This is a genomic window from Sphingomonas citri (assembly GCF_019429485.1).
Lineage (GTDB): Bacteria > Pseudomonadota > Alphaproteobacteria > Sphingomonadales > Sphingomonadaceae > Sphingomonas > Sphingomonas citri.
The window spans coordinates 148,701-170,371 of record NZ_JAHXZN010000006.1 but is presented as its reverse complement, the minus strand read 5'-3'; the positions used below and the strand labels follow the sequence as shown (position 1 = coordinate 170,371).

The following is a 21,671-nucleotide window of genomic DNA, read 5'->3' as shown; positions in this document are numbered from 1 at the left end:
CGGCGAACCCGCGCGGCGGCGCGCGCGTTGACGCCCGCGCCGCCCCGGCCATAAGGCGGGGAAGACGCCAGAATGAAAGGGTTGCCCGAGCGATGACCGACCTGCCCGAGGTGATGCTGGCGATCGATCCCGCGGAGTCCGGCGGCCCGGAGGTGCTGGTGCCGGTCGAGCGCGCGGTGCCGCGGCCGGGTGCGGGCGAGCTGCTGGTGCGAGTCGCCGCGGCGGGGGTCAACCGGCCCGACGTGATGCAGCGCGAGGGGAAGTACCCGCCGCCCCCCGGCGCGCCGAGCGTGCTCGGGCTCGAGCTGGCGGGCGAGGTGGTGGCGCTCGGCGACGGGGTCGAGCCGGCGCTGCTCGGTCAGCCGGTCTGCGCGCTCGTCGCCGGCGGCGCCTATGCCGAATACGCGCTCGTGCCCGCGGGCCAGGTGCTGCCCGTGCCCGCGGCGCTGTCGCTGGTCGAGGCGGCGGCGCTGCCCGAGACGCTCTTCACGGTGTGGACCAATCTGTTCGAGCGCGCCTTCGCGATGGAGGGCGACACGGTGCTGGTCCACGGCGGCACCAGCGGGATCGGCACGATGGCGATCGCGCTCGCCAATCTGTTCGGACTGGAGATCATCGTCACCGTCGGTTCGGACGAGAAGGCCGCGGCAGCGAAGCGGCTCGGCGCCGACCACGCGATCAACTATCGTAGCGAGGATTTCGTCGCGCGCGTCCGCGACATCACCGAGGGGCGCGGCTGCGCGGCGGTGCTCGACATGGTCGGCGGCGACTATGTGCCGCGCAACCTCCAGTGCCTCGCCGAGGACGGCCGCCACGTCTCGATCGCAGTCCAGCGCGGCGCCAGTGCGACCGTGCCGCTGTTCGAGATCATGCGGCGGCGGCTGACGCTGACCGGCTCGACGCTGCGCGCGCGCGACGCCGGCTTCAAGGCGCTTGTCACCGACGAGATCGCGCGCACGGTGTGGCCCTTCGCCGCGGGGGGCAAGCTCCGGCCGGTGATGGACCGCAGCTTCCCGCTGGCACAGGCGGCCGAGGCGCACCGGCGGATGGAGAGCGGCGATCATATCGGCAAGATCGTGCTGACGATGGCGTGAGACGCTGGGGGCGGAGGGAGTGGGGGAAGTGCGACCTCGCCTCCTCCCCCGCCGTCATCCTGAACTCGTTTCGGGATCCACGATGCCACGCACCTATCGGCTGAGGCGCCTGCCTACCAGTGGATCCTGAGACAAGCTCAGGATGACGGCAGTGGAGGGGGGAGCGCCGGCGGCTCACCACTTCCGCCCCTCCCCTCAATCCTCCGCGATCAGGCTGGTCTTCCCCGTGTCGCGCATGCGCAGGTAGACCAGCAGCGACACGCCGATCATCACCGTGACGTACCAGTAGAAGCCCTGCTCCCAGCCGTGCTGCTTGAAGCTCAGCGCGACATATTCCGCCGTCCCGCCGAAGATCGTGTTGGCCAGCGCATAGGGCAGCGCCACGCCCAGTGCGCGGATGTGCGCGGGGAACAGCTCCGCCTTCACCACCGCGTTGATCGACGTATAGCCCGTCACGATCACCAGCGCTGCCATCACCAGCAACCCCGCGACGGTGGCGTCGCGCGTCCGCTCAAGGGCGGAAAAGATCGGATAGGTGAACAGCACGCCCGCCACGCCGAACGCCACCATCAGCGGCTTGCGCCCGATCCGGTCGGACAGCCCGCCCGCGACCGGCTGGAGCAGCATGAAGACGAACAAGGTCACCGCATTGATCTGGGTCGCGGTCTCCTTGGAGAAGCCCGAGGTGTTGACCAGGAACTTCTGCATGTAGATCGAGTAAGCGTAGAAGGCGAGCGTGCCCCCGGCGGTGAGCAGCATCACCAGCGCGGTCTCGCGCGGGTGGCGGCGCAGCAGCGTGCCGAAGCCCGACTTGGGCGCGTCGCTCTTCTTGGCCTTCTCGAAGCTCTGCGTCTCCGCCAGCCCGCGGCGCAGCCAGAACACCACCAGCGCCAGCACCGCGCCGATCGCGAAGGGGATGCGCCAGCCCCAGCTGGTCAGCGCCGCCTCGCTCATCAACGATTGCAGCACCACCAGCAGCAGGATCGCGAGCAGCTGCCCCGAGATCAACGTGACATACTGGAAGGACGAGAAGAAGCCGCGCCGCTCCTTGCCCGCCATCTCGGACAGATAGGTCGCGCTGGCGCCATATTCGCCGCCCACCGACAGGCCCTGCATCAGCCGCGCAAGCACCAGCAGCGCGGGCGCGCCATAGCCGATCGTTTCGATCCCGGGCGCGCAGGCGATGATCAGCGAGCCGGTGCACATCAGCGTCACCGACAGGGTCAGCCCCGCCTTGCGCCCGCGCCGGTCGGCGTAGATGCCCATGATCCACGCCCCGATCGGCCGCATCACGAAGCCCACCGCGAACACCGCCGCGGCGCTCAGCAGCTGCGCGGTCGGGTCGTCCTTGGGGAAGAAGTGGCCGACGAAATAGAGCGTGAAGGCGGAATAGACGTACCAGTCGAACCACTCGACCAGATTGCCGGTCGAGCCGCCGATGATCGACTTGAGCCGGCCGGAAACGGGGGCGGTGCCGGGTGCGGTAGGCGGCGCGGCGGCCATGGCGTCTCTCCTTGTCATAGGTGGTTTATTGCGCGTCGGTGCCGGCGCCAATCCTCCCCGCTCGCGGGGAGGGGGACCGCTCGCGAAGCGAGTGGTGGAGGGGGCTCGCCACGAAGCGCGACGCTTGCGGCCCCCACCTCCACCAGCCTGCGGCTGGCTCCCCTCCCCATGCCGGGGAGAATTTCGGGGTGCCCATCAGAACCGCAGGCTCAGCCAGGCGGCGAGGAAGTCCGAGCTGTGATACCCAGCGCGCGTCAGCGCGTCCTTGGCGATCAGATGCTCGTAGCGACCTGTCACGCTCACCCGCGGCGTCACCGCCCAGATCGCCTGGACGCGGATCAGGTCGGCGATACGCTTGCCCGCGACGTCCTGCGTGCCGGCGAAGGCGGCGCCCGAGGCGCGGTACACCGCGTCCTTCTCGGTCGCGCGCCATGCCATCGTGTACTCGCCCGTGACGCGCAGCCGCTTCACCGGGCTGAACGAGACGTTGGGCGAGACCGACATCAGGTTGGTCGGCGTCAGGAACAGCTGATAGCTGTAATAGATGTTGTTGCCGTACAGCCCGCTCGCGGTGCGCAGCGTGCCGCCGTCGTAGCTGCCCCCGCCGCTGGCATAGTCGAGGTGGACGCCGACGCGCGGCGCGCTCGTCGCCGCGCCCAGCCGGTAGGTCTGCGCCACGAACGCCTGCCACGCGCGGATCGGCCGGTCACCGAAGGTGCCGCGCTGGTGGTTCACCGTCCAGTCGAGCGTCACCGGCCCGGCGTCGCCGTAGAGGTGGAGCCCGTAGAACATCCGCTCCTCGCGCGCGACCGCGCCGTTCGAGGTCGCGGCGCGATTGCGCAGCCGCCACACGAACGGATCGAAGAACAGCTTCGACCCGCCGAGGACCTCGCCGGGCAGCGCATAGCCGAAGGTGACGCCGCTGAAGCGCCGCCCGCCGTCGGTGCGATCGTCGCTCAACCCCTGCTGGCCGTAGTTCACGTAGCGCAGGTCGAACAGGTCGGCGCGCACGCGCTTGCCGCGCGCATAGGCGCGGACGCCGTCGAGCACGAAGTGGAGCGTGGGGTCGTCGCGCACCGAGGTGAGCAGGTTGGGCCCGTCGGAGAATTCCTGCCGCCCCGCGCGCACGCCCACGGACGCGCCGCCGATCGTGCCATAGACCTCGCCGAAGCCCTGCGACAGCGTCAGCGCGTTGCGCAGGTTGCCCGCCGGCGTGCCGAGGTTGACGCCATCGACCCGCGCCTTGGCGAGCTCGCCGAAGACGCGGACATGCTCGCCGAGGTGGAGGTCGGCACCGGCGAAGACGCGCAGCCGCTCCTGTCGCTGCGCCTCGCGGTCGCGCAGGTCGGGGTTGGTGGTCGCCTGGACGCGGTAGCGGATCTCGCCCGAGAGGGAGAGATAGACCTTGCCGTCCTCCGTCAGCGGCAGGAACTTGAGCCGGTCGAGCGGGTCGTCGCGCTTGTCCGCATCGGCCATGGCGCGCCAGTCCTCGGCCCAGCGCGAGACGTTATACTTGCCCTGCGCGGTGCCCTCGCCGATCCCGGCGGCGGGATATTCGGACGCGATCGGCGTCGCGGGCGCGGCCTTGCCGCCGCCCGCCTGCGCCCGCGCCGGCGCCGCCGCCAGCAGGGCCGGGGCGAGCAGCGCGCTCGACATCAGTGAAACTCGTATCATGACCTCTCCACGGGCTGGCGGCTCGACCCGGCGTGACGGCGGCCATCGCTCTCCCGGCCATCGTACGTCGCCGCGATCGGGCGGGCGAAAACACGCTCATCCTAGGATTTCCGCGACTCTCCGCGCGGCGAGGCGCGAGTTTCCGCGTGGTCTCGGCGACCCGGATGCGGTATCCCGCACGCGTGTTCCCGCCGCGTCGCCCCGGTCTGCTGCTCGCCGCGCTCGCGGTCGTGCTGCTCGGCGCGCTGTTCTACCTCGCCGCGGCGCACGTGACGCGGCAGCGCGCGCTCGACCGGGTGGAGGACGAGGCGCTGCGCACCGCGCGCCAGCAGGCGCGGCTGATCGACAGCGAGCTCGCCAAATTTCGCCTGCTGCCGATCGTGCTGAGCGAATATGGCGACCTGCGCGACGCGCTGGTGCAGGGCGCCGCCTCGCGCGCGGCGACGCGGCTCGACGACAAGCTCGCCTCGCTGGCGCGCCGCACCGGCGCGCCGGTGATCTACGCGATCGACTCGCGCGGTCTCACCGTTTCAGCCTCCAACGCCGCCGGCGCGCAGAGCTTCGTCGGCCACGATTACCGCTTCCGCCCCTATTTCCAGCAGGCGATGCGCGACGGCGCCGCGGAGCATTTCGCGCTCGGCAACGTCAGCGGACGGCCCGGGCTGTTCATGGCGCGGCGGATCGACGGCGGCGCGGGCCCGCTCGGGGTCGTGGTGGTGAAGGTCGAGTTCGACGCGATCACGCGCGCCTGGGCCAATGATCCCGGAGAGACCCTGCTCGCCGACGAACGCGGCATCGTGCTCGCGGCGACCGACCCGCGCGCCGCGCTCCACGTGCTCGCGCCGCTGCCGCCCGCGACGCTCGCCGCGATCCGCCGCACCGGACAGTTCCTCGACCGCCCGCTCGCGCCGACCGGCTACCGCTTCACCGGCCGCGACGTCACCGCGCCCGGCGGCGCGCCGCTGCGCCTCACCACGGTGCCTGCGGCACACCCCGGCTGGCGGCTGCTCCACCTCGTGCCCGTCACGCGCGCGCTGCGCGACGCCGCCAATCTGGCGCGGCTCGCCACCGCCACCGCGGTGCTGCTGCTGGCGCTGGTCGCGGCGCTGTGGCTGTGGCGGACCAGCCGGGTCGCGCGCGCGGCGGCGGATCGCGCCCGGCTCGAGCAGGCGGTGGCGGCGCGCACCGCCGAGCTCAGCGCGGCGATGGCGCGCCGCGAGGATGCCGACCGCCGCTTCCGCGCCGCGCGCGAGGAGCTGGCGCAGGCCAACCGGCTCGCCTCGCTCGGCTCGATCACCGCGGGGCTGGCGCATGAGATCAACCAGCCGGTAGCGACGATCCGCACGCTCGCCGAGAACGCGCGCCACCATCTCGCGCAGCAGCGCACCGAGCGGGTCGCCGCCAGCCTCGACAGCGCGGTGGCGCTGACCGAGCGGATCGGCACGATCACGCAGGAGATGCGCCGTTTCGCCCGGCGCGGCAGCGGCACGGCGGGGCCGATCGCGCTCGACGACGTGATCGACGGCACGCGGCTGCTGGTGGGCGACCGGCTGCGCGCGGCGCGCGTCGCGCTCGACTGGCCGCCACCGGGGCAGCCGAGTGTCTTCGCCGGGCGCGTGCGGCTGGAGCAGGTGCTGGTCAACCTGATCAACAACGCGGTCGACGCGCTCGCCGGGCGCACCGACCCGCGCGTCGCGCTCACCGTGACGACGAGGGAGGAATGGGTGGAGCTGACCGTGGCGGACAACGGGCCGGGGATCGACCCGGCGCTGGGCGACGAGGTGTTCAGCCCGTTCGTCACCGGGCGCCCCGACGGGCTCGGGCTCGGGCTTGGCATCGCCCGCGACATCATCGCGCAGTTCGATGGCGCGCTGCGGATCGTTCCCTCCCCGCTCGGCGGCGCGGCGTTCCGCGCGACGGTGCGGCGCGCATGAGCGAGGTGCCGCTCCGCGTCGTGCTGATCGACGACGACGAGGGCCTGCGCACCGCGCTGGCCGACAGTTTCGCGATCGCCGGCATCGACGTCGAGCCGTACGGCGACGCGCGCGCCGCGCTGGCGCAGCTCGACGCCGATTTCCGCGGCATCGTCGTCAGCGACATCCGCATGCCCAGGATGGACGGCCACGCGCTGTTCGAGGCGGTTGCGGCGCGCGATCCCGAGCTGCCGGTGATCCTGATGACCGGGCACGGCGACATCGCGATGGCGGTGGCGGCGCTCAGACAGGGCGCGTTCGACTTCATCGCCAAGCCGTTCGCCGCCGACCATCTGATCGCCAGCGCGCGCCGCGCGCTGGAGATGCGCCGGCTGGTGCTGGAGAACCGCCGCCTGCGCGTCGCCGCCGCAGAAGCCGAGACGCACTACCCGCTGATCGGCGACACCCCCGCGATGGTGCGACTGCGCGACACGATCCGCCAGCTCGCCGACGTCGACGTCGACGTGCTGGTCGAGGGCGAGACCGGGACGGGCAAGGAGCTGGTCGCGCTGCTGCTGCACCGCTGTAGCCACCGCCGCGCGCGCCAGTTCGTCGCGGTCGACTGCGCGGCGCTGCCCGACGCGGTGGCGAACGAGGCGCTGTTCGGCAGCCGCGCCCAGCCCGGCCGCGTCGCCGACGCCGACCGCGGCACGCTCTTCCTCGACGAGATCGACAGCATGTCGCCCGCGCTCCAGGGCAAGCTGCTGCGCGTGGTCGAGGAGCGCGAGCTGCCCCAGCCCGGCGGCGCGCCGCGCGTCGTCAACCTGCGCGTCGTCGCCGCGGCGAAGACCGATCTCGCTGCCGCGGTGGCGGAGGGCAGGTTCCGCGCCGACCTGCTCTACCGGCTGGAGACGGTGCGGCTGCGCATCCCGCCGCTGCGCGAGCGCCGCGCCGACGTGCCGCTGCTGTTCGCCTACTTCCTCGGCGAGGCGGCGGAGCGGTTCGGGCGCGAGCGGCCCAACATCGATCCCGCGGTGGAGGCGCGGCTCGTCGCCGACGACTGGACCGGCAACGTCCGCGAGCTGCGCAACTATGCCACGCGCGTCGTGCTCGGCGTGGCCGAGGGAACGCCGAGCGCGGCCGACCAGCTGCCGCTCGCCGAGCGCGTCGACCGTTTCGAGGCGGCGACGATTCGCGCCGCGCTCGACCGCGTCCGCGGCGACGTCGGCGCGGCCGCGGCCGAGCTTCAGGTCCCGCGCCGCAGCCTCTATGACCGCCTCCAGCGCCACGGCATCGAGCCGGCGGCGTTCCGCCAGCGCGAGTGATCCTGCCCCGATGCGTCTCCTGTTCCTGCTCGCCTCCTTTCTCCCCGCCGCGCTGCTCGCCGCCGCCCCCGCCGCGGCCGAGCCGACATTGCTCGAGGTCGACCAACGGCTCGCCGCGATCGCGTGGCGGCTGACGACGGCCAACGCGCCCTTGTGCCGCGACCAGCAGCCGGTGATCGGCGCCACGCTCCACGCCGCTGACCAATACCCCCCCGCGCTGCGTGTCGCCTTCGCCGCGCCGGTGACGATCGAGCTGGTGGTGCCGGGCGCCCCGGCGGCGAGCGCGGGCGTGGCGGCGGACGACGGGCTGATCGCGGTCGACGGAACCGCGGTCGCGGCGCCCGCCGGCGGTGACTCGGCGACGAGCGTGACCCGCGACGCGGCGCAGGCGCTGCTCGCGTCGCACCCGCCGACCGCACCGCTCGCGCTGACGCTGCGCCGCGCCGGCGCCGACCGCTCGGTGACCGTGCAGCCGCGCGCGGGCTGCCGCGTCGAGTTCGAGGTGCTCGCGGGCGACAAGCTCGGCGCCTCGTCCGACGGTCGCGTGGTGCAGGTCGGCGGGCGCTTGTTCGAGCTGTTCGGCGACGATCAGGTCGCGGTGGTGGTCGCGCACGAGCTGGCGCACGCGGTGCTGCGCCACCGCGCGCGGCTGGAGGCGGCAGGAGTCAAATGGGGGCTGTTCGCCGAACTGGGTCGCAACGGCCGGCTGTTCCGCCAGACCGAGACCGAGGCCGACCTGCTCGGCGCCTATCTGCTGCGCAACGCCGGCTGGGACCCGCAGCTGGCGGTACGGTTCTGGCGCGAGGAGGGTGGCAAGATCGACGGCGGCTTCTTCCGCAGCCGCACGCACCCATCCGCCAAGGCGCGCGCCGACGCGATCGCAGCCGAGCTGGCGACGAAGCCGGCGGACGCGCCGCTGCCCTATGCGCCGCCGCTGCTGGCGCAGCGCGACGCGCCACTGGGGTGAGCGACGGCGAGGTTCGCGACCGGGGTGAGGCTCATCTTGTTCGGGGTGAGACGCCACCCTCATCAACTATCGTCATCCCGGACTTGGCCCGGGATCCACCGTGCCGCCTACTCAGCAGGCGTCGCTCTCGCGGAGGAGTGGATCCCGGACCCAATCCGGAATGATGGAAGAAAGTCAGATGCGCGCAGCAAGCAAGCGGATCATGCGCGCCGCGGCAGGATCATCCCCCCGAATCGCGCTCGATATCCGCACCCACCGCCGACAGCTTCTCCTCCAGCCGCTCATAGCCGCGGTCGAGGTGGTAGACGCGCGCCACGCTCGTCTCGCCCTCCGCCACCAGCCCGGCGATGATCAGGCTCATCGAGGCCCGCAGGTCGGTCGCCATCACCGGCGCGCCGACGAGGCGATCGACCCCCTTCACCACCGCGGTGCGGCCGTGCACCTGGATGTCCGCCCCCATCCGCGCCAGCTCGGGCACGTGCATGTAGCGGTTCTCGAAGATCGTCTCGGTCAGCACGCTGGCGCCCTCGGCCTTGCACAGCATCGCCATGAACTGCGCCTGCATGTCGGTCGCGAACCCCGGATACGGCGCGGTGGAGAGCGTCAGCGGCGCCAGCTTCCCCTCGCTGCTTACCACGATCGAGTCGCGTCGCTCCTCGATCCCGACGCCCGCCGCGCGCAGTGCCTCCAGCGTCGCGCCCATGTCGGCGGCGTTGACGTTGGCGAGCTCGACCGTGCCGCCCGCCACCGCGGCGGCGCAAGCATAGCTGCCCGCCTCGATCCGGTCGGGCATCACGCCGTAGGTGGCGCCGTGCAGCTCGGCGACGCCCTCGATCTCGAGCGTCTCGCTGCCGATCCCCTCGATCCGCGCACCCATCGCGACGAGGCAGCGGCACAGGTCGACGATCTCGGGCTCGCGCGCGGCGTTCTCGATGCGGCTGCTGCCCTTCGCGGTCACCGCCGCCATCAGCACGTTCTCGGTCGCGCCCACCGACACGATCGGGAAAGTGTAGCGGCCGCCCTCCAGCCGTCCGCCCGGCGCGGTGGCGGTGACATAGCCGGCCGACATCTCCAGCTCGGCGCCGATCGCCTGCAGCGCCTTGAGGTGCAGGTCGATCGGGCGATTGCCGATGGCACAGCCGCCCGGCAGCGACACGCGCGCCTGCCCCGCGCGCGCCAGGATCGGGCCGAGCACCAGGATCGAGGCGCGCATCTTGCGCACGATGTCATAGGGCGCCTCGGTGGAGGTGAGCTGGCCGGCGCGGATCGTCATCACGCGGCCGAAATCCTCCGGCCGGCTGCCCTCGATCGTGGTCGAGGCGCCGAGCTGATTGAGGAGATGGCCGAAGCCGTCGACGTCGGCGAGGCGCGGCAGGTTGCGCAGCGTCAGCGGCTCGTCGGTGAGCAGGGCGCAGGGCATCAGCGTGAGCGCGGCGTTCTTCGCGCCGGAGATGGGAAGACGACCGTTCAGGCGGTTACCGCCGCGGATGAGAATGCGATCCATCGCGCCGCTCTATCGAAGCCCCGCGCGGTCGCCAAGGATGAGCGAACATGGTGAGGACCACGTGCGCTTGATCGGTTTTAATGCACGTTGGTCGATCCCCCGCGTAACGAACGCGCAGATCAAGGGGATATCCACCGGGTGCCAGCGCGTAGCCTCGCCGACAGGATCGGCGACATGATGATCCTCACCGCGCCTGAGCGTGCGGCGCTCGACCAGCTGGGCGAGCGCGAGCGCTCCGTCCGCAAGGGGATGACGCTGGTGCGCGAGAATGAACGCTCCACCGAGCTGTACGCGCTGAAGAGCGGCATGCTGATCGCCTTCGTCCTGCTGGACGACGGCAGCCGGCAGATCCTGCGCTTCATCTTCCCCGGCGACCTCACCGGCATGGCGGTGATCGCGTTCGGCAAGGCGCCGCACGCGCTCCTCGCGCTGGCGGACAGCGTGGTGGTGCCGATCGACCGCACGCAGGTCGCCGACATCGTCTTCCGCTTTCCCCGCGTCGCGCTCGCGCTCGCCGCGCTGGAGCAGGTCGAGCGCGCGACGCTGACCGACCGTCTCGCCGGATTGGGTCGGATGTCGGCGCGCGCGCGGGTCGCGGCGGTGCTGCTCGACCTGCGCGACCGCATCAGGCGCCAGGACGAGAACACCGGCGACACCTTCGCGCTAGGGCTGACGCAGGAGGAGATCGGCGACGCCACCGGACTGACCGCGGTGCACGTCAACCGCATGCTGCGCCAGCTCGAGGAGCAGGGGCTGATCGCACGCTCGGGCGGCCGGGTGACGCTGCTCGACGAGGCGCGGCTGATGCGCAGCGCCAACCACGTCGACCGGCTCGCAGCGGTCGACCTGAGCTGGCTGCCGGGCCCAAGCGAGGCGTAGCGCGGGGGCGGCGCTCGCTCGCCTCCTCGTCGCCGTCGTCCTGAACTCGTCTCAGGATCCATCGTGACGCGCGACCAGCGGCCGGCGCGCTCGCGGGGCGGTGGATGCTGAACCAAGTTCAGCATGACGCCAGCGCAGGGAGCGAGGCCGTCGCGGCATACTCCGTTCGCCTCGCGCTACCGTCGCACCCCGCTCGCCGCCAGCTCCGCATCGATCGCCGCCACCAGCCGCGCCAGCCCCGCCGCGTCGCGTGCCTCGGCGCGCAGCGTCAGCGCCGCCTGCGTGTTCGACGCGCGCAGCAGCCACCAGCCGTCGTCGACCGACACCCGCACCCCGTCGGTGCGGTCGACGCGCGCGCCGGCGGCGTCGAGCCGCGCCGCCACCTCGGCCACCACCGCGAGCTTGCGCGCCTCGTCGACCGGCACGCGCCACTCGGGCGTGGTGCAGCGCGGCGGCAGCGCGGCGCGCAGGTCCGCGAGCGGCTCGCCCGAGCGCCGCACCGCGCGCAGCAGCCGCACTGCCGCGTAGAGCGCGTCGTCGAAGCCGTAATAGCCGTGCGCGAAGAAGATATGCCCCGACAGCTCGCCCGCGAGCGGCGCGCCCACCTCCTTCATCTTCGACTTCATCTCGCTGTGCCCGGTGCGCCACATCAGCGCCTTGCCCCCCAGCGCGGCGATGCGATCGAACAAGGCGTCGCTCGATTTCACGTCGGCGACGATCGTCGCGCCGGGCAGCTCCTCGAGCAAGGGCGCGGCGAGCAGCGCGAGGATCTCGTCGCCCCACAGCACGCGGCCGGCGGCATCGACCGCGCCGATCCGGTCGCCGTCGCCGTCGAAGGCGAAGCCCAGGTCGAGCCTCTCGCGCGCGATCAGCGCCTTGAGGTCGGCGAGATTGGCCTCGACCGTCGGGTCCGGGTGATGGTGGGGGAAGCGGCCGTCGATCTCGCAGAACAGCAGATGGTGCTCGCCCGGCAGGCGCGCGGTGAGCGCGCGCACCGCCTCGCCCGCGGCGCCGTTGCCCGCGTCCCAGCCGACGCGGAGCGGCCGCCCTTCGTGGCGCTCCGGATCGCCCGCGAGCAGCCGGTCGATATAATCGGCGCGAACGTCGCGCTCGCTCACCCCGCCCTGCCCGCTGGTCCAGTCGCCCGCCGCGGCGAGCCGCGCGAGATCGGCGATGTCGTCGCCGAAGAAGCTGTCGCCGCGCAGCACCAGCTTGAAGCCGTTGTCGTCGCGCGGATTGTGGCTGCCGGTCACCTGCACCCCGCCGTCGACCCCGAGTGTCGTCGCGGCATAATAGAGCATCGGCGACGGCCCCAGCCCGACGCGCACCACGTCGACCCCGCCCTCGCTCAGCCCGCGCACCAGCGCCGCCTCGAGCGCGGGCGAGTGGGTGCGTCCGTCATAGCCGACCGCGACGCTGGCCCCGCCCGCGCGCCGCAGCCGGGTCGCGAAGCTGCGTCCGACGGCATAGGCGTCCGCCTCCGACAGGTTGGTGCCGACGGTACCGCGCACGTCATACTCGCGCAGGATCACGGGGTCGAAGCGATGGGGCACGGCGATGGTCCGGTCAGTCGCGGCGCAGGCGCGCGAGCAGCGTGTCGCGCGCGGCGTTGGCCTGGCGCGCGCGCTCGGGCGAGCCGCCACGATCGGGGTGGATCTCGGCGATGAGGCGGCGGTGCGCGGCACGGATCGCCGCCTCGTCGGCGTCGTGGGTGACACCGAGCAGCGCGCGCGCATCGGCCAGCGGCGAGCGCTGACGCTTCGGCGCGGGCCGGAGGAAGCGCCACGCGGCGTAGACGATCGCGATGAGGAGGAGCCATTTCAGCATGGGCGGTCGCCGAGGCTGGCGGGCGCTCGATCCGGTGGGCCGGGCGCGACGACCGACAATGATCGTGCCTCGCCCCACCGATTGGCGTCATCCTGGACCCGTTTCAGGACCCACCCGTCCGCGATCACCGCCGCTCCTGGGTGCGCGGCACGGTGGATTCCGAAACAAGTTAGGGATGACGGAAGGTGGTTGGAGAGGGCGCTTGCCTCGCACGCCACGTGCTCCTGCGCATGCAGGAGCTCAGGGCCACGCAGCGCAACGCCCCAGCTCCTCCGTTCCTGTGCGCGCAGGAACACCGCTTCGCCCAGCGCCCTCACGCGAACAGCGGCATCGTCGACTCGGGCAGCGCCAGCGCCGCCATCATCTCGCGCAGCTCCTGGCGCGCGGCGACGTGGCTCAGCCCCATCCCGCCGAACGCCTTGGCGTCGAGCAGCGTCAGCCCCTTGGGGAAGAGCTCGCGGTAGATCACGCGCTCGCCCAGCCCCGGGATGATGCGGAAGCCGACGCGCCGGGCGAGCTGGTCGAGCGCCTCCGACACGCGACGCATGTTGCGCGCCTCCAGATATTGCAGGCGGTTGCGCAGCACGACCCAGTCGATCGTGGTGCCGTCCTCGCGCGCGCGCGCCTTGCGCGCGTCCCAGATCAGCTCGGAATAGAAGCTCGGGCGCGTCACCTTGTAGGTCTCGGGATCGACCTGGCCGATCAGGTCGAAGTCGACGAAACTGTCGTTCATCGGCGTCACCAGCGTGTTCGACAGCGCCGCCGCCAGTCGCGCCGCGGGATCGTCGCGCCCCGGCGTGTCGATCACCAGGAAGTCGTAGCCGTCGGTGAAGCGCTGGTAGAGCTCGGCGAAGATACCGTCGGCGCGGCCATCGCCGGTGGCGTGATCGGGCAGCGGCAGGTCGATCGCCGAGCGCTTCACCGTCGACTCGCGGTTCTCGAGGTAACGGCCGAGCGTGCGCTGGCGATGGTCGAGGTCGATACACGCCACGCGCGCGCCCTTGGCCGCGAGCGCGATCGCGACATGCACCGCGGTGGTGCTCTTGCCCGTCCCGCCCTTCTCGTTGGCGAAGACGATGACGTGCGTGCGCCCCCCCGGCGCCCCCGCGCCCGGGCTCTCGTCGTGCACGCCTGCAACGGTATCGGACAATTCGTCGCATCCCTGATTGATCGCGGTTCGTCGCGACCATAGAACCCGACGCCGCGAGTTTCGAGGGGTAACGGGTGGAGATATATCGGGAGCTCGCCGGGCTCCGCGCGGCGCTGGCGGCGGCGCGCGCGAGCGGCCGCGAGGTGGCGCTGGTGCCGACCATGGGGGCGCTGCACGCCGGCCATATCGCGCTGGTCGAGGCGGCGCGCCGGCCGGGCACGACGTTGGTGGCGTCGATCTTCGTCAACCCGCGCCAGTTTGGCGCGGGCGAGGACCTGTCGCGCTACCCGCGCAAGGAGACCAGCGACATCGCCATGCTCAGCGAGGCGGGCTGCGACCTGCTGTGGCTGCCGCCGGTGGAGCAGATGTACCCCGACGGCTTCGCCACCAATGTCTCGGTCGGTGGGGTGAGCGAGGGGCTCGACGGCGCCGCGCGGCCGGGTCACTTCGACGGTGTCGCCACCGTCGTCGCCAAGCTGTTCAACCAGGTCCGCCCGACCCGCGCCTATTTCGGCGAGAAGGACTTCCAGCAGCTCGCGGTGGTACGGCGCATGGTGGCGGACCTCGACTTCGACGTCGAGATCACCGGCGTGCCGACCCAGCGCGAGGACGACGGGCTCGCGCTCTCGTCGCGCAACGTCTATCTCTCACCCGAGGAACGCCAGAGAGCGGTGGCGCTGCCGCGCGCGCTCGGCATCGCGGCCCGCGCGATCCGCGGCGGCACCGACCCGGCCAAGGCGCTCGACGACGCGACCGCCGCGCTGACCGCGGCGGGGTTCGAGGTCGACTATGTCGCGCTGGTCGACGCGGAGACGCTCTCGCCCGAGCCAGCGGCAGGGCGGCGCCGGCAGCTGCTCGCGGCGGCGCGGCTCGGCAACACGCGGCTGATAGACAATCTCGCGGTCGATGCTGGATAAGTTCGACTGAAGTCGCATTAACCGATTAACCAATTAGAGACTCGAATCAGCGAAAACACCCTCATTCCAAGGATTAGAGGGGTAGTCCGAGATGCTGACCGATTTCGAGGGCGCGCTGCTCGCCCGCCGTACCGCCGAGGCGACCCGCGGCAACGAGGACGCCGCCTACGACCTGGGCGTGGCCTATTCGACCGGCACCGCCGGCGCGACGCTCGACCTGATCGAGGCGCACAAGTGGTTCAACCTCGCCGCAGCGCGCGGCCACGAGGCCGCCGCCGCCGCCCGCGCCGAAGTGGCCGAGGACATGACCGCGCGCGAGATCGCGACGGCGCAGCGCGCCGCGCGCGACGTGCTCGCGCTGGGCGCCCGCCGCGCCGCCTGAGCCACGCTCGCCCGAGGCGCCCGGTCGATGACGGCGCTGACGGATGGTGTGAGTGAGGGCGAGAGACGCTCGCGCCCTGCCCTGTTCCGTCATCCTGAGCTTGTCTCAGGATCCGCCGTGCCGCCAAGTCAGCGGCGAGCGGGAAGGCGGACAAGTGGATCCTGAAACGAGTTCAGGATGACGGCTGCGGAGGTGAGCTCGACGCCCCCGCGAGCTGACTCATCGCGATCGGGCCGGCCTCGCGCTCCTGCGGACGCCGGAGCCTAGAGCCATGAAGACGCTACCCCGCGGCCCTGGGCTCCGGCATTCGGCGGAGCACGGCTCACGCGCGATCGAGACGGCTGGCGCTACGTCTTCGCCGCCGCCTTCTTCGCGGGCGCCTTCTTCGCGGGCGCCTTCTTCGCCGCCGCCTTCTTCGCCGGCGCCTCCTTCGCTGCCGCCGGCTTTTTCGCCGGCGCCTTCTTCTTGGCCGGCTTCTTCGCCGGTGCGGCGGCGGCGCGGTCGTCGATCAGCTGCGCTGCCTCCTCCAGCGTCAGCTGATCGGGCGCGATCGTCTTGGGCAAGGTCGCGTTGGTGGTGCCGTCGGTCACGTACGGGCCGTAGCGCCCTTCCATCAGCCGCAGCTCGGCCTCGGTGCGCGGGTGTGCGCCAAGCACCTTGAGCGGCGCGCGCGCCGCGCCGCGCTGCGGCCGCCCGCCGCCCGCCGCTGCCTCGGCGAGCTTCACCACCGCGGCGTTCATGCCGGTCTCGAACACCTCGGCGGTCGACTGCAGCCGAGCGTATTTGCCCTCGTGCACCAGATAGGGGCCGTAGCGCCCGATGCTGGCCGCGATGTCCTTGCCCGTCTCGGGGTGCTGGCCGATCACGCGCGGCAGGTGGAGCAGCTTGAGCGCCATCTCCAGGTCGAGCTCGCCGATGTCCTTGGGGATGGAGGCGCGCTTGGCGTCCTTGCCGTCGCCGAGCTGGATGTAGGGGCCGAACCGCCCCGACTTGCGCTCGACCGGCAGCCCCGTCTCGGGATCGTGGCCGAGCTGCTCGGGCGTGGCGTCCTCGCCCGCCTCGCCACCCTGCGCGAAGCGGCGGGTGTATTTGCACTCCGGATAGTTGCTGCACGCGATGAACGCGCCGAACTTGCCGCCGCGCAGCGCCAGGCTGCCGACGTGGCACGCCGGGCACAGGCGCGGGTCGGTACCGTCGGCCTTGTCGGGGAAGAGATAGGGCGCGAGGAACTGGTCGAGCTGCGCGGTGACCTCGCTCGGCTTCTGCTCCATCACCTCGGCCGTGCGCGGCTTGAAGTCGCGCCAGAACGCCTCGAGCACCGCCTGCCACTGAGCGCGCCCGCCCGAGACGTCGTCGAGCTCTTCTTCCAGTCCGGCGGTATAGTCGTAGCCGACGTAGCGCTCGAAGAAGCGCTCGAGGAAGGCGGTCACCAGCCGTCCGCTCTCCTCGGCGAAGAAGCGGTTCTTCTCAACGCGCACATAGGCGCGGTCCTTGAGCGTCTTGATGATCGAGGCATAGGTAGAGGGCCGGCCGATCCCCAGCTCCTCCATGCGCTTGACCAGCGACGCCTCGGAGAAGCGCGGCGGCGGCTGGGTGAAATGCTGCTCGGCCTCGACGCCCTTCTTGGCCGGCGAGTCGCCATCGCGCAGCCGGGGCAGGCGCCGGGCGTCCTCGTCCTGGCTGTCGTCCTGTCCCTCCTCGTAGAGCGCGAGATAGCCGGGGAAGAGCACCACCTGCCCGGTGGCGCGCAGCACGTGCCGCCCGGTGCCGTCGGCCAGCTCCACCGTCGTGCGCTCCATCCGCGCCGAGGCCATCTGGCTCGCCAGCGCGCGCTTCCACACCAGGTCGTATAGCCGGGCGTGGTCGCCCGAGCCGACGCGGTCGCGCGAGAAGTCGGTCGGGCGGATCGCCTCGTGCGCTTCCTGCGCGTTCTTCGCCTTGGTCTGGTACATCCGCGGCTTGTCGGGGACATAGCCGCCGTCGTAGCGCTGCGCGATCGCGGCGCGCGCGGCGGAGATGGCGCTGCCGTCCATCTGCACGCCGTCGGTCCGCATATAGGTGATCGCGCCGTCTTCGTAGAGCTGCTGGGCGATCCGCATCGTATGGTCGGCGGAGAAGCCGAGCTTGCGCGCCGCTTCCTGCTGCAGCGTCGAGGTGGTGAAGGGCGGCGGCGGGTTGCGCGTCGCCGGCTTGGTCTCGACCGACTGGACCGAGAAGTTGCCGGCCTCGACATCCGCCTTGGCGCGCAGCGCGTCGCCCTCGTTGCCGATCGAGAGCCGGTCGAGCTTTCGCCCTTCCCATTGCACCAGCCGCGCGACGAAAGGTGTGCCGTCCTGCTCGAGGTTCGCCGTGACCGACCAATATTCCTGCGCACGGAACGCCTCGATCTCGCGCTCGCGCGAGACGATCAGCCGCAGCGCGACCGACTGGACGCGCCCCGCCGACTTGGCGCCGGGCAGCTTGCGCCACAGCACCGGCGAGAGCGTAAAGCCGACGAGATAGTCGAGCGCGCGGCGCGCGCGATAGGCGTCGATCAGGTCGGTATCGAGCTGGCGCGGGTTGGCCATCGCCTGCGTCACCGCGGGCTTGGTTATCGCGTTGAAGGTGACTCGCTGGACGTCCTTGGGCAGCGCCTTGCGCTTGGCCAGCACCTCCTGGACGTGCCACGAGATCGCCTCGCCCTCGCGATCGGGGTCGGTGGCGAGGATCAGCCGGTCGGCGCCCTTGGCGAGATCGGCGATCGCCTTGAGCTGCTTGGCCTTGTCCGCGTAATTCTCCCATTCCATCGCGAACCCCTCGTCGGGGTTCACCGACCCGTCGCGCGGCGGCAGGTCGCGGATATGGCCGTAGCTCGCGAGCACGCGATAGTCGGAGCCCAGGTACTTTTCGATGGTCTTCGCCTTGGCGGGCGATTCGACGATGACGAGCTGCATAAGCGGTCGGTAGCGGTCCTTACGTGTACGCGCGAGGGTGGGTGGCCGGAGCGGGCACGTCAAGCGAGGGAGGTGACGTGCAGTGAGGTGGTGGAGGGGGCTCTTCGCGAACGCTGCGCTGCGTGGAGAGCCCCCCACCACCCGGCTACGCCGGTCGGTCCCCCTCCCCTTGCAGGGGAGGAATGGCTCGCCTCACCGCGTCGGCACCGGCGTCTCGCCACCATAATCGTAGAAGCCGCGCCCGCTCTTGCGCCCGTACCAGCCCGCCTCGACGTATTTCACCAGCAGCGGCGCGGGGCGGAACTTGGGGTCGCCGGTGCCCTCGAACAGCACGCGCGTGATCTCCAGGCAGGTGTCGAGCCCGATGAAGTCCGCCAGCGTCAGCGGCCCCATCGGGTGGTTGAGCCCGAGCTGGCAGGCGGCGTCGATGTCGGGGATCGTCGCGACGCCCTCGCCCAGCGCGAACACCGCCTCGTTGATGTACGGCATCAGCACGCGGTTGACGATGAAGCCCGGCGCGTCGCTGGCGTGGACCACGCGCTTGCCCAGCCGCGCGGCGAAGCGCTCGATCGCGGCGACGGTGGCGTCCGCGGTGGCGAGGCCGCGGATCACCTCGATCAGCCCCATGACCGGGACGGGATTGAAGAAGTGGACGCCGATGAAGCGCGCCGGGTCGGGCGCCGCCTGCGCCAGCCGCGTGATCGGGATCGACGAAGTGTTGGTCGCCAGGATCGCGTCCGCGCACAGCACCTTGCCGACACCGGCGAAGATCGCGCGCTTGATTTCCTCGCGCTCGGTCGCCGCCTCGATCACCAGCGCGCAGTCGGCCATCGCGTCATAGCCAGCCACCGGCTCGATCCGCGCCAGCGTGGCGTCGCGCGCGGCGGCGTCGATCTTCTCCTTGGCGACGTCGCGGTCGAGCCGCTTGGCGACGCCGTCGCGTCCCTTGGCGGCGCGCGCCTGGTCGACGTCGGCGAGCAGCACGTGCGCGCCCGCCGCGGCGGCGACCTGCGCGATCCCCGCCCCCATCTGCCCCGCGCCGATGACGCCGATCCTGTCCATGTCCGTCTCCCGTGCGGCGCGCGCGCCTGTGCTGCCGGCGCCGGCTCGGTGGCTGCCGCTTCTCGGCGAGCGCTGTAACGGCAGGGGAGCGGGAGGTGAAGCGGAACGGCGTGACAGGCCGCCGCGTCAGCTAGGATGCGATCGATCGACGCCGAACCGTGCTCCGGCGAACGCCGGAGCACGGTGGCGGTACGTCAGCTCAGGCGGACAGCTTCTGGCTGAACGCGTCGGCCGGCTTGAGCTGGTCGATGCGGTCGGCGTTCATCACCTTGTCCCACGCCTTGACGAAGTCGCGGACCATCTTCTCCTTCGAGTCCGACTGGGCATAGACCTCGGCCTGGGCGCGCAGCTCGGACTGCGAGCCGAAGATCAGGTCGACGCGCGTCGCGGTCCAGGTCGGCGCCTTGGTCTTGCGGTTCATGCCCTGGAAGCGGTTGTTCGACTCGGTCGCGACCCACTCGTTCTCCATCGTCAGCAGGTTGACGAAAAAGTCGTTGCTCAGCACGCCGACGCGGTCGGTGAACACACCCTCCTTGGCGCCGAACGCGTTGGCGCCGAGCACGCGCAGGCCACCGACCAGCACGGTCATCTCAGGCGCCGACAGCCGCAGCAGCTGCGCCTTGTCGACCAGCGCCTCCTCCGGGGCCATGAAGGCGCCGTCCCAATAATAGTTGCGGAAGCCGTCGGCCATCGGCTTGAGCGCCTGGAACGAGTGCGCGTCGGTCCACTCCTCGCTCGCGTCCATGCGGCCGGGGGTGAACGGCACCTCGACGTCGACGCCGCCGTCGCGCGCCGCCTTCTCCACCGCCGCGGTGCCCGCCAGCACGATCAGGTCGGCGATCGACACCTTCTTGCCGCCGGTGGCAGCGGCGTCGAACTCGGCCTTCACCTGCTCCAGCTTCGGCAGGATCTGCGCGAGCAGCGCCGGATCGTTGACCTCCCAATCCTTCTGCGGCGCGAAGCGGATGCGCGCGCCGTTGGCGCCGCCGCGCTTGTCCGAGCCGCGGAAGGTCGAGGCCGAGGCCCAGGCGACCGACACCAGCTGCGGCACGGTGAAGCCGAGGCCGAGCAGCTTGGCCTTGAGCTCGGCGATCTCGCCCGCCTCGATCACGGGATGGTCGAGCGCCGGGATCGGGTCCTGCCAGATCAGCACCTCGTCCGGCACGAGCTTGCCGAGATAGCGCTCGCGCGGGCCCATGTCGCGATGAGTCAGCTTGAACCAGGCGCGCGCGAAGGCGTCGGCGAACTCATCGGGGTTCTCGAGGAAGCGACGAGAGATCTTCTCGTAGATCGGGTCGGCGCGCAGCGCGATGTCCGAGGTGAGCATCGTCGGGCGGTGCTTCTTGTTCGGATCGAACGCGTCGGGCACGTCCTCCGGCGCGTCCTTGGCGATCCACTGGTGCGCGCCGGCGGGGCTCTTGGTCAGCTCCCACTCGAAGCCGAACAGATTCTCGAAGTAGCGGTTCGACCATTGCGTCGGCGTCTGGCTCCACGTCACCTCGAGCCCCGAGGTGATCGCGTGCGCACCCACGCCGCTCTCGAACTTGCTGCGCCAGCCGAGCCCCTGGTCCTCGATCACCGCGCCCTCGGGCTCGGCGCCGATGAACGACGGGTCACCCGCGCCGTGCGTCTTGCCGAACGTATGGCCGCCCGCGACCAGCGCCACGGTCTCCTCGTCGTTCATCGCCATGCGGCCGAACGTCTCGCGGATGTCGATCGCCGAGCGCGCCGGGTCGGGCTCGCCGTTCGGGCCCTCGGGGTTGACGTAGATGAGGCCCATCTGCACCGCGCCCAGCCCGGGGTGGAGCTGGCGCTCGCCCGAGTAACGCTCGTCGCCGAGCCAGGTGCCCTCGGGGCCCCAGAACAGCTCCTCGGGCTCCCAGGTGTCGGCGCGGCCGCCGGCGAAGCCGAAGGTCTTGAACCCCATCGACTCCAGCGCGGCATTGCCGACGAGCACGAACAGGTCGGCCCAGCTCAGCGCGTTGCCGTACTTTTGCTTGATCGGCCACAGCAGGCGGCGGCCCTTGTCCAGGCTGGCATTGTCGGGCCAGGAATTGAGCGGGGCGAAGCGCTGCTGCCCGCCACCCGCGCCGCCGCGCCCATCGGTGATGCGATAGGTACCCGCCGAGTGCCAGGCGAGGCGGATGAACAGGCCGCCGTAATGGCCGAAATCGGCCGGCCACCAATCCTGCGAGTCGGTCATCAGCGCCTTGAGGTCGGCCATCACCGCGTCGAGGTCGAGCGTCTGGAACGCCGCGGCATAGTCGAAATCGGCGCCCAGCGGGTTGGAGCGCGGCGAATGCTGGTTGAGCGCGGTAAGGCTCAGCCCCTCCGGCCACCATTCGCGATTGCCCTGGCGCTTCGAGCGATTGCCCCCGCCGTGCCCGACGACCGGGCAGCCGCCGCCCACTTCACCCGTCTTCGCGTCCATGCTCGCTCTCCTCAGCATCGTGGCCCGCGCGCTCCTGCGCGGCGGTACGCCACCGTTAACGAGGGGATAGGACGTTCCGATGACGCGAGTAAAATCGATTAAAGGCGTGG

The 21,671-nt window shown here is 71.4% G+C and carries 16 protein-coding genes; 7 read left to right on the top strand and 9 right to left on the bottom strand.

The features are described 5' to 3' along the window. The first annotated feature begins 92 nt into the window (after positions 1–92). Positions 93–1,094 (top strand): NAD(P)H-quinone oxidoreductase, encoded by a 1,002-nt coding sequence (locus KZ820_RS16105; protein ID WP_219749613.1) that lies wholly within the window; start codon positions 93–95, stop codon positions 1,092–1,094. A 195-nt stretch (positions 1,095–1,289) separates the two neighbouring features. Here KZ820_RS16105 and KZ820_RS16100 read toward each other — a convergent pair whose 3' ends face one another. Further along, positions 1,290–2,597, bottom strand: coding sequence for an MFS transporter (locus KZ820_RS16100; protein ID WP_258048253.1), 1,308 nt, complete (start codon positions 2,595–2,597; stop codon positions 1,290–1,292). A gap of 195 nt (positions 2,598–2,792) precedes the next feature. Then, positions 2,793–4,271, bottom strand: coding sequence for an alginate export family protein (locus KZ820_RS16095; protein ID WP_219749611.1), 1,479 nt, complete (start codon positions 4,269–4,271; stop codon positions 2,793–2,795). A 164-nt stretch (positions 4,272–4,435) separates the two neighbouring features. Here KZ820_RS16095 and KZ820_RS16090 point away from each other — a divergent pair, with 164 nt between their 5' ends. From KZ820_RS16090 to KZ820_RS16080, 3 genes are read left to right on the top strand one after another with little or no spacing between them, the layout of a single operon-like run. Then, complete coding sequence (locus tag KZ820_RS16090; RefSeq protein ID WP_219749610.1) at positions 4,436–6,205, top strand: sensor histidine kinase; 1,770 nt, start codon at positions 4,436–4,438, stop codon at positions 6,203–6,205. Further along, complete coding sequence (locus KZ820_RS16085) at positions 6,202–7,509, top strand: sigma-54-dependent transcriptional regulator (protein WP_219749609.1); 1,308 nt, start codon at positions 6,202–6,204, stop codon at positions 7,507–7,509. The genes KZ820_RS16090 and KZ820_RS16085 overlap by 4 nt, the downstream gene beginning before the upstream one ends. A gap of 10 nt (positions 7,510–7,519) precedes the next feature. Then, on the top strand, positions 7,520–8,476 hold the full coding sequence (locus tag KZ820_RS16080; RefSeq protein ID WP_219749608.1) for a M48 family metallopeptidase: 957 nt from the start codon (positions 7,520–7,522) through the stop codon (positions 8,474–8,476). A 220-nt stretch (positions 8,477–8,696) separates the two neighbouring features. Here the strand turns inward: KZ820_RS16080 and murA are convergent, their stop codons facing one another. Then, on the bottom strand, positions 8,697–9,980 hold the full coding sequence (gene murA, locus KZ820_RS16075) for a UDP-N-acetylglucosamine 1-carboxyvinyltransferase (protein WP_219749607.1): 1,284 nt from the start codon (positions 9,978–9,980) through the stop codon (positions 8,697–8,699). 138 nt (positions 9,981–10,118) lie between these two features. Here murA and KZ820_RS16070 point away from each other — a divergent pair, with 138 nt between their 5' ends. Next, positions 10,119–10,859: a Crp/Fnr family transcriptional regulator gene (locus KZ820_RS16070; RefSeq protein WP_308462254.1), complete on the top strand. Its 741-nt coding sequence runs from the start codon at positions 10,119–10,121 to the stop codon at positions 10,857–10,859. Positions 10,860–11,035: 176 nt separating this feature from the next. Here KZ820_RS16070 and pgmG read toward each other — a convergent pair whose 3' ends face one another. From pgmG to KZ820_RS16055, 3 genes are all read right to left on the bottom strand, one after another. Further along, positions 11,036–12,412: a phosphoglucomutase/phosphomannomutase PgmG gene (gene pgmG / locus KZ820_RS16065; protein WP_219749606.1), complete on the bottom strand. Its 1,377-nt coding sequence runs from the start codon at positions 12,410–12,412 to the stop codon at positions 11,036–11,038. Between the two features lie 13 nt (positions 12,413–12,425). Continuing rightward, positions 12,426–12,686 (bottom strand): J domain-containing protein, encoded by a 261-nt coding sequence (locus tag KZ820_RS16060; protein WP_219749605.1) that lies wholly within the window; start codon positions 12,684–12,686, stop codon positions 12,426–12,428. Between the two features lie 313 nt (positions 12,687–12,999). After that, positions 13,000–13,815, bottom strand: coding sequence for a division plane positioning ATPase MipZ (locus KZ820_RS16055; RefSeq protein ID WP_219749670.1), 816 nt, complete (start codon positions 13,813–13,815; stop codon positions 13,000–13,002). Between the two features lie 95 nt (positions 13,816–13,910). Here KZ820_RS16055 and panC point away from each other — a divergent pair, with 95 nt between their 5' ends. Continuing rightward, positions 13,911–14,753, top strand: a complete 843-nt coding sequence (panC, locus tag KZ820_RS16050; protein WP_219749604.1) for a pantoate--beta-alanine ligase — start codon at positions 13,911–13,913, stop codon at positions 14,751–14,753. Between the two features lie 91 nt (positions 14,754–14,844). Then, a complete protein-coding gene (locus KZ820_RS16045; RefSeq protein ID WP_219749603.1) occupies positions 14,845–15,135 on the top strand; it encodes a hypothetical protein in 291 nt (96 codons plus the stop codon). A gap of 347 nt (positions 15,136–15,482) precedes the next feature. On the opposite strand, the gene topA is transcribed toward KZ820_RS16045, so the two are convergent. The 3 genes from topA to katG all read right to left on the bottom strand — a co-directional run bounded on the left by topA (position 15,483) and on the right by katG (position 21,561). Continuing rightward, positions 15,483–18,068, bottom strand: coding sequence for a type I DNA topoisomerase (topA, locus tag KZ820_RS16040; protein ID WP_219749602.1), 2,586 nt, complete (start codon positions 18,066–18,068; stop codon positions 15,483–15,485). Between the two features lie 192 nt (positions 18,069–18,260). After that, a complete protein-coding gene (locus tag KZ820_RS16035; RefSeq protein WP_219749601.1) occupies positions 18,261–19,130 on the bottom strand; it encodes a 3-hydroxybutyryl-CoA dehydrogenase in 870 nt (289 codons plus the stop codon). Between the two features lie 199 nt (positions 19,131–19,329). Further along, positions 19,330–21,561 (bottom strand): catalase/peroxidase HPI, encoded by a 2,232-nt coding sequence (gene katG / locus KZ820_RS16030; RefSeq protein ID WP_219749600.1) that lies wholly within the window; start codon positions 21,559–21,561, stop codon positions 19,330–19,332. Between the last annotated feature and the right edge of the window lie 110 nt (positions 21,562–21,671).

Coding starts and splice junctions, on each gene's coding strand:
- KZ820_RS16105 (WP_219749613.1), top strand. CDS start 93: ATGACCGACCTGCCCGAGGTGATGCTGGCGATCGATCCCGCGGAGTCC.
- KZ820_RS16100 (WP_258048253.1), bottom strand. CDS start 2,597: ATGGCCGCCGCGCCGCCTACCGCACCCGGCACCGCCCCCGTTTCCGGC.
- KZ820_RS16095 (WP_219749611.1), bottom strand. CDS start 4,271: ATGATACGAGTTTCACTGATGTCGAGCGCGCTGCTCGCCCCGGCCCTG.
- KZ820_RS16090 (WP_219749610.1), top strand. CDS start 4,436: ATGCGGTATCCCGCACGCGTGTTCCCGCCGCGTCGCCCCGGTCTGCTG.
- KZ820_RS16085 (WP_219749609.1), top strand. CDS start 6,202: ATGAGCGAGGTGCCGCTCCGCGTCGTGCTGATCGACGACGACGAGGGC.
- KZ820_RS16080 (WP_219749608.1), top strand. CDS start 7,520: ATGCGTCTCCTGTTCCTGCTCGCCTCCTTTCTCCCCGCCGCGCTGCTC.
- murA (WP_219749607.1), bottom strand. CDS start 9,980: ATGGATCGCATTCTCATCCGCGGCGGTAACCGCCTGAACGGTCGTCTT.
- KZ820_RS16060 (WP_219749605.1), bottom strand. CDS start 12,686: ATGCTGAAATGGCTCCTCCTCATCGCGATCGTCTACGCCGCGTGGCGC.
- KZ820_RS16045 (WP_219749603.1), top strand. CDS start 14,845: ATGCTGACCGATTTCGAGGGCGCGCTGCTCGCCCGCCGTACCGCCGAG.
- topA (WP_219749602.1), bottom strand. CDS start 18,068: ATGCAGCTCGTCATCGTCGAATCGCCCGCCAAGGCGAAGACCATCGAA.
- KZ820_RS16035 (WP_219749601.1), bottom strand. CDS start 19,130: ATGGACAGGATCGGCGTCATCGGCGCGGGGCAGATGGGGGCGGGGATC.
- katG (WP_219749600.1), bottom strand. CDS start 21,561: ATGGACGCGAAGACGGGTGAAGTGGGCGGCGGCTGCCCGGTCGTCGGG.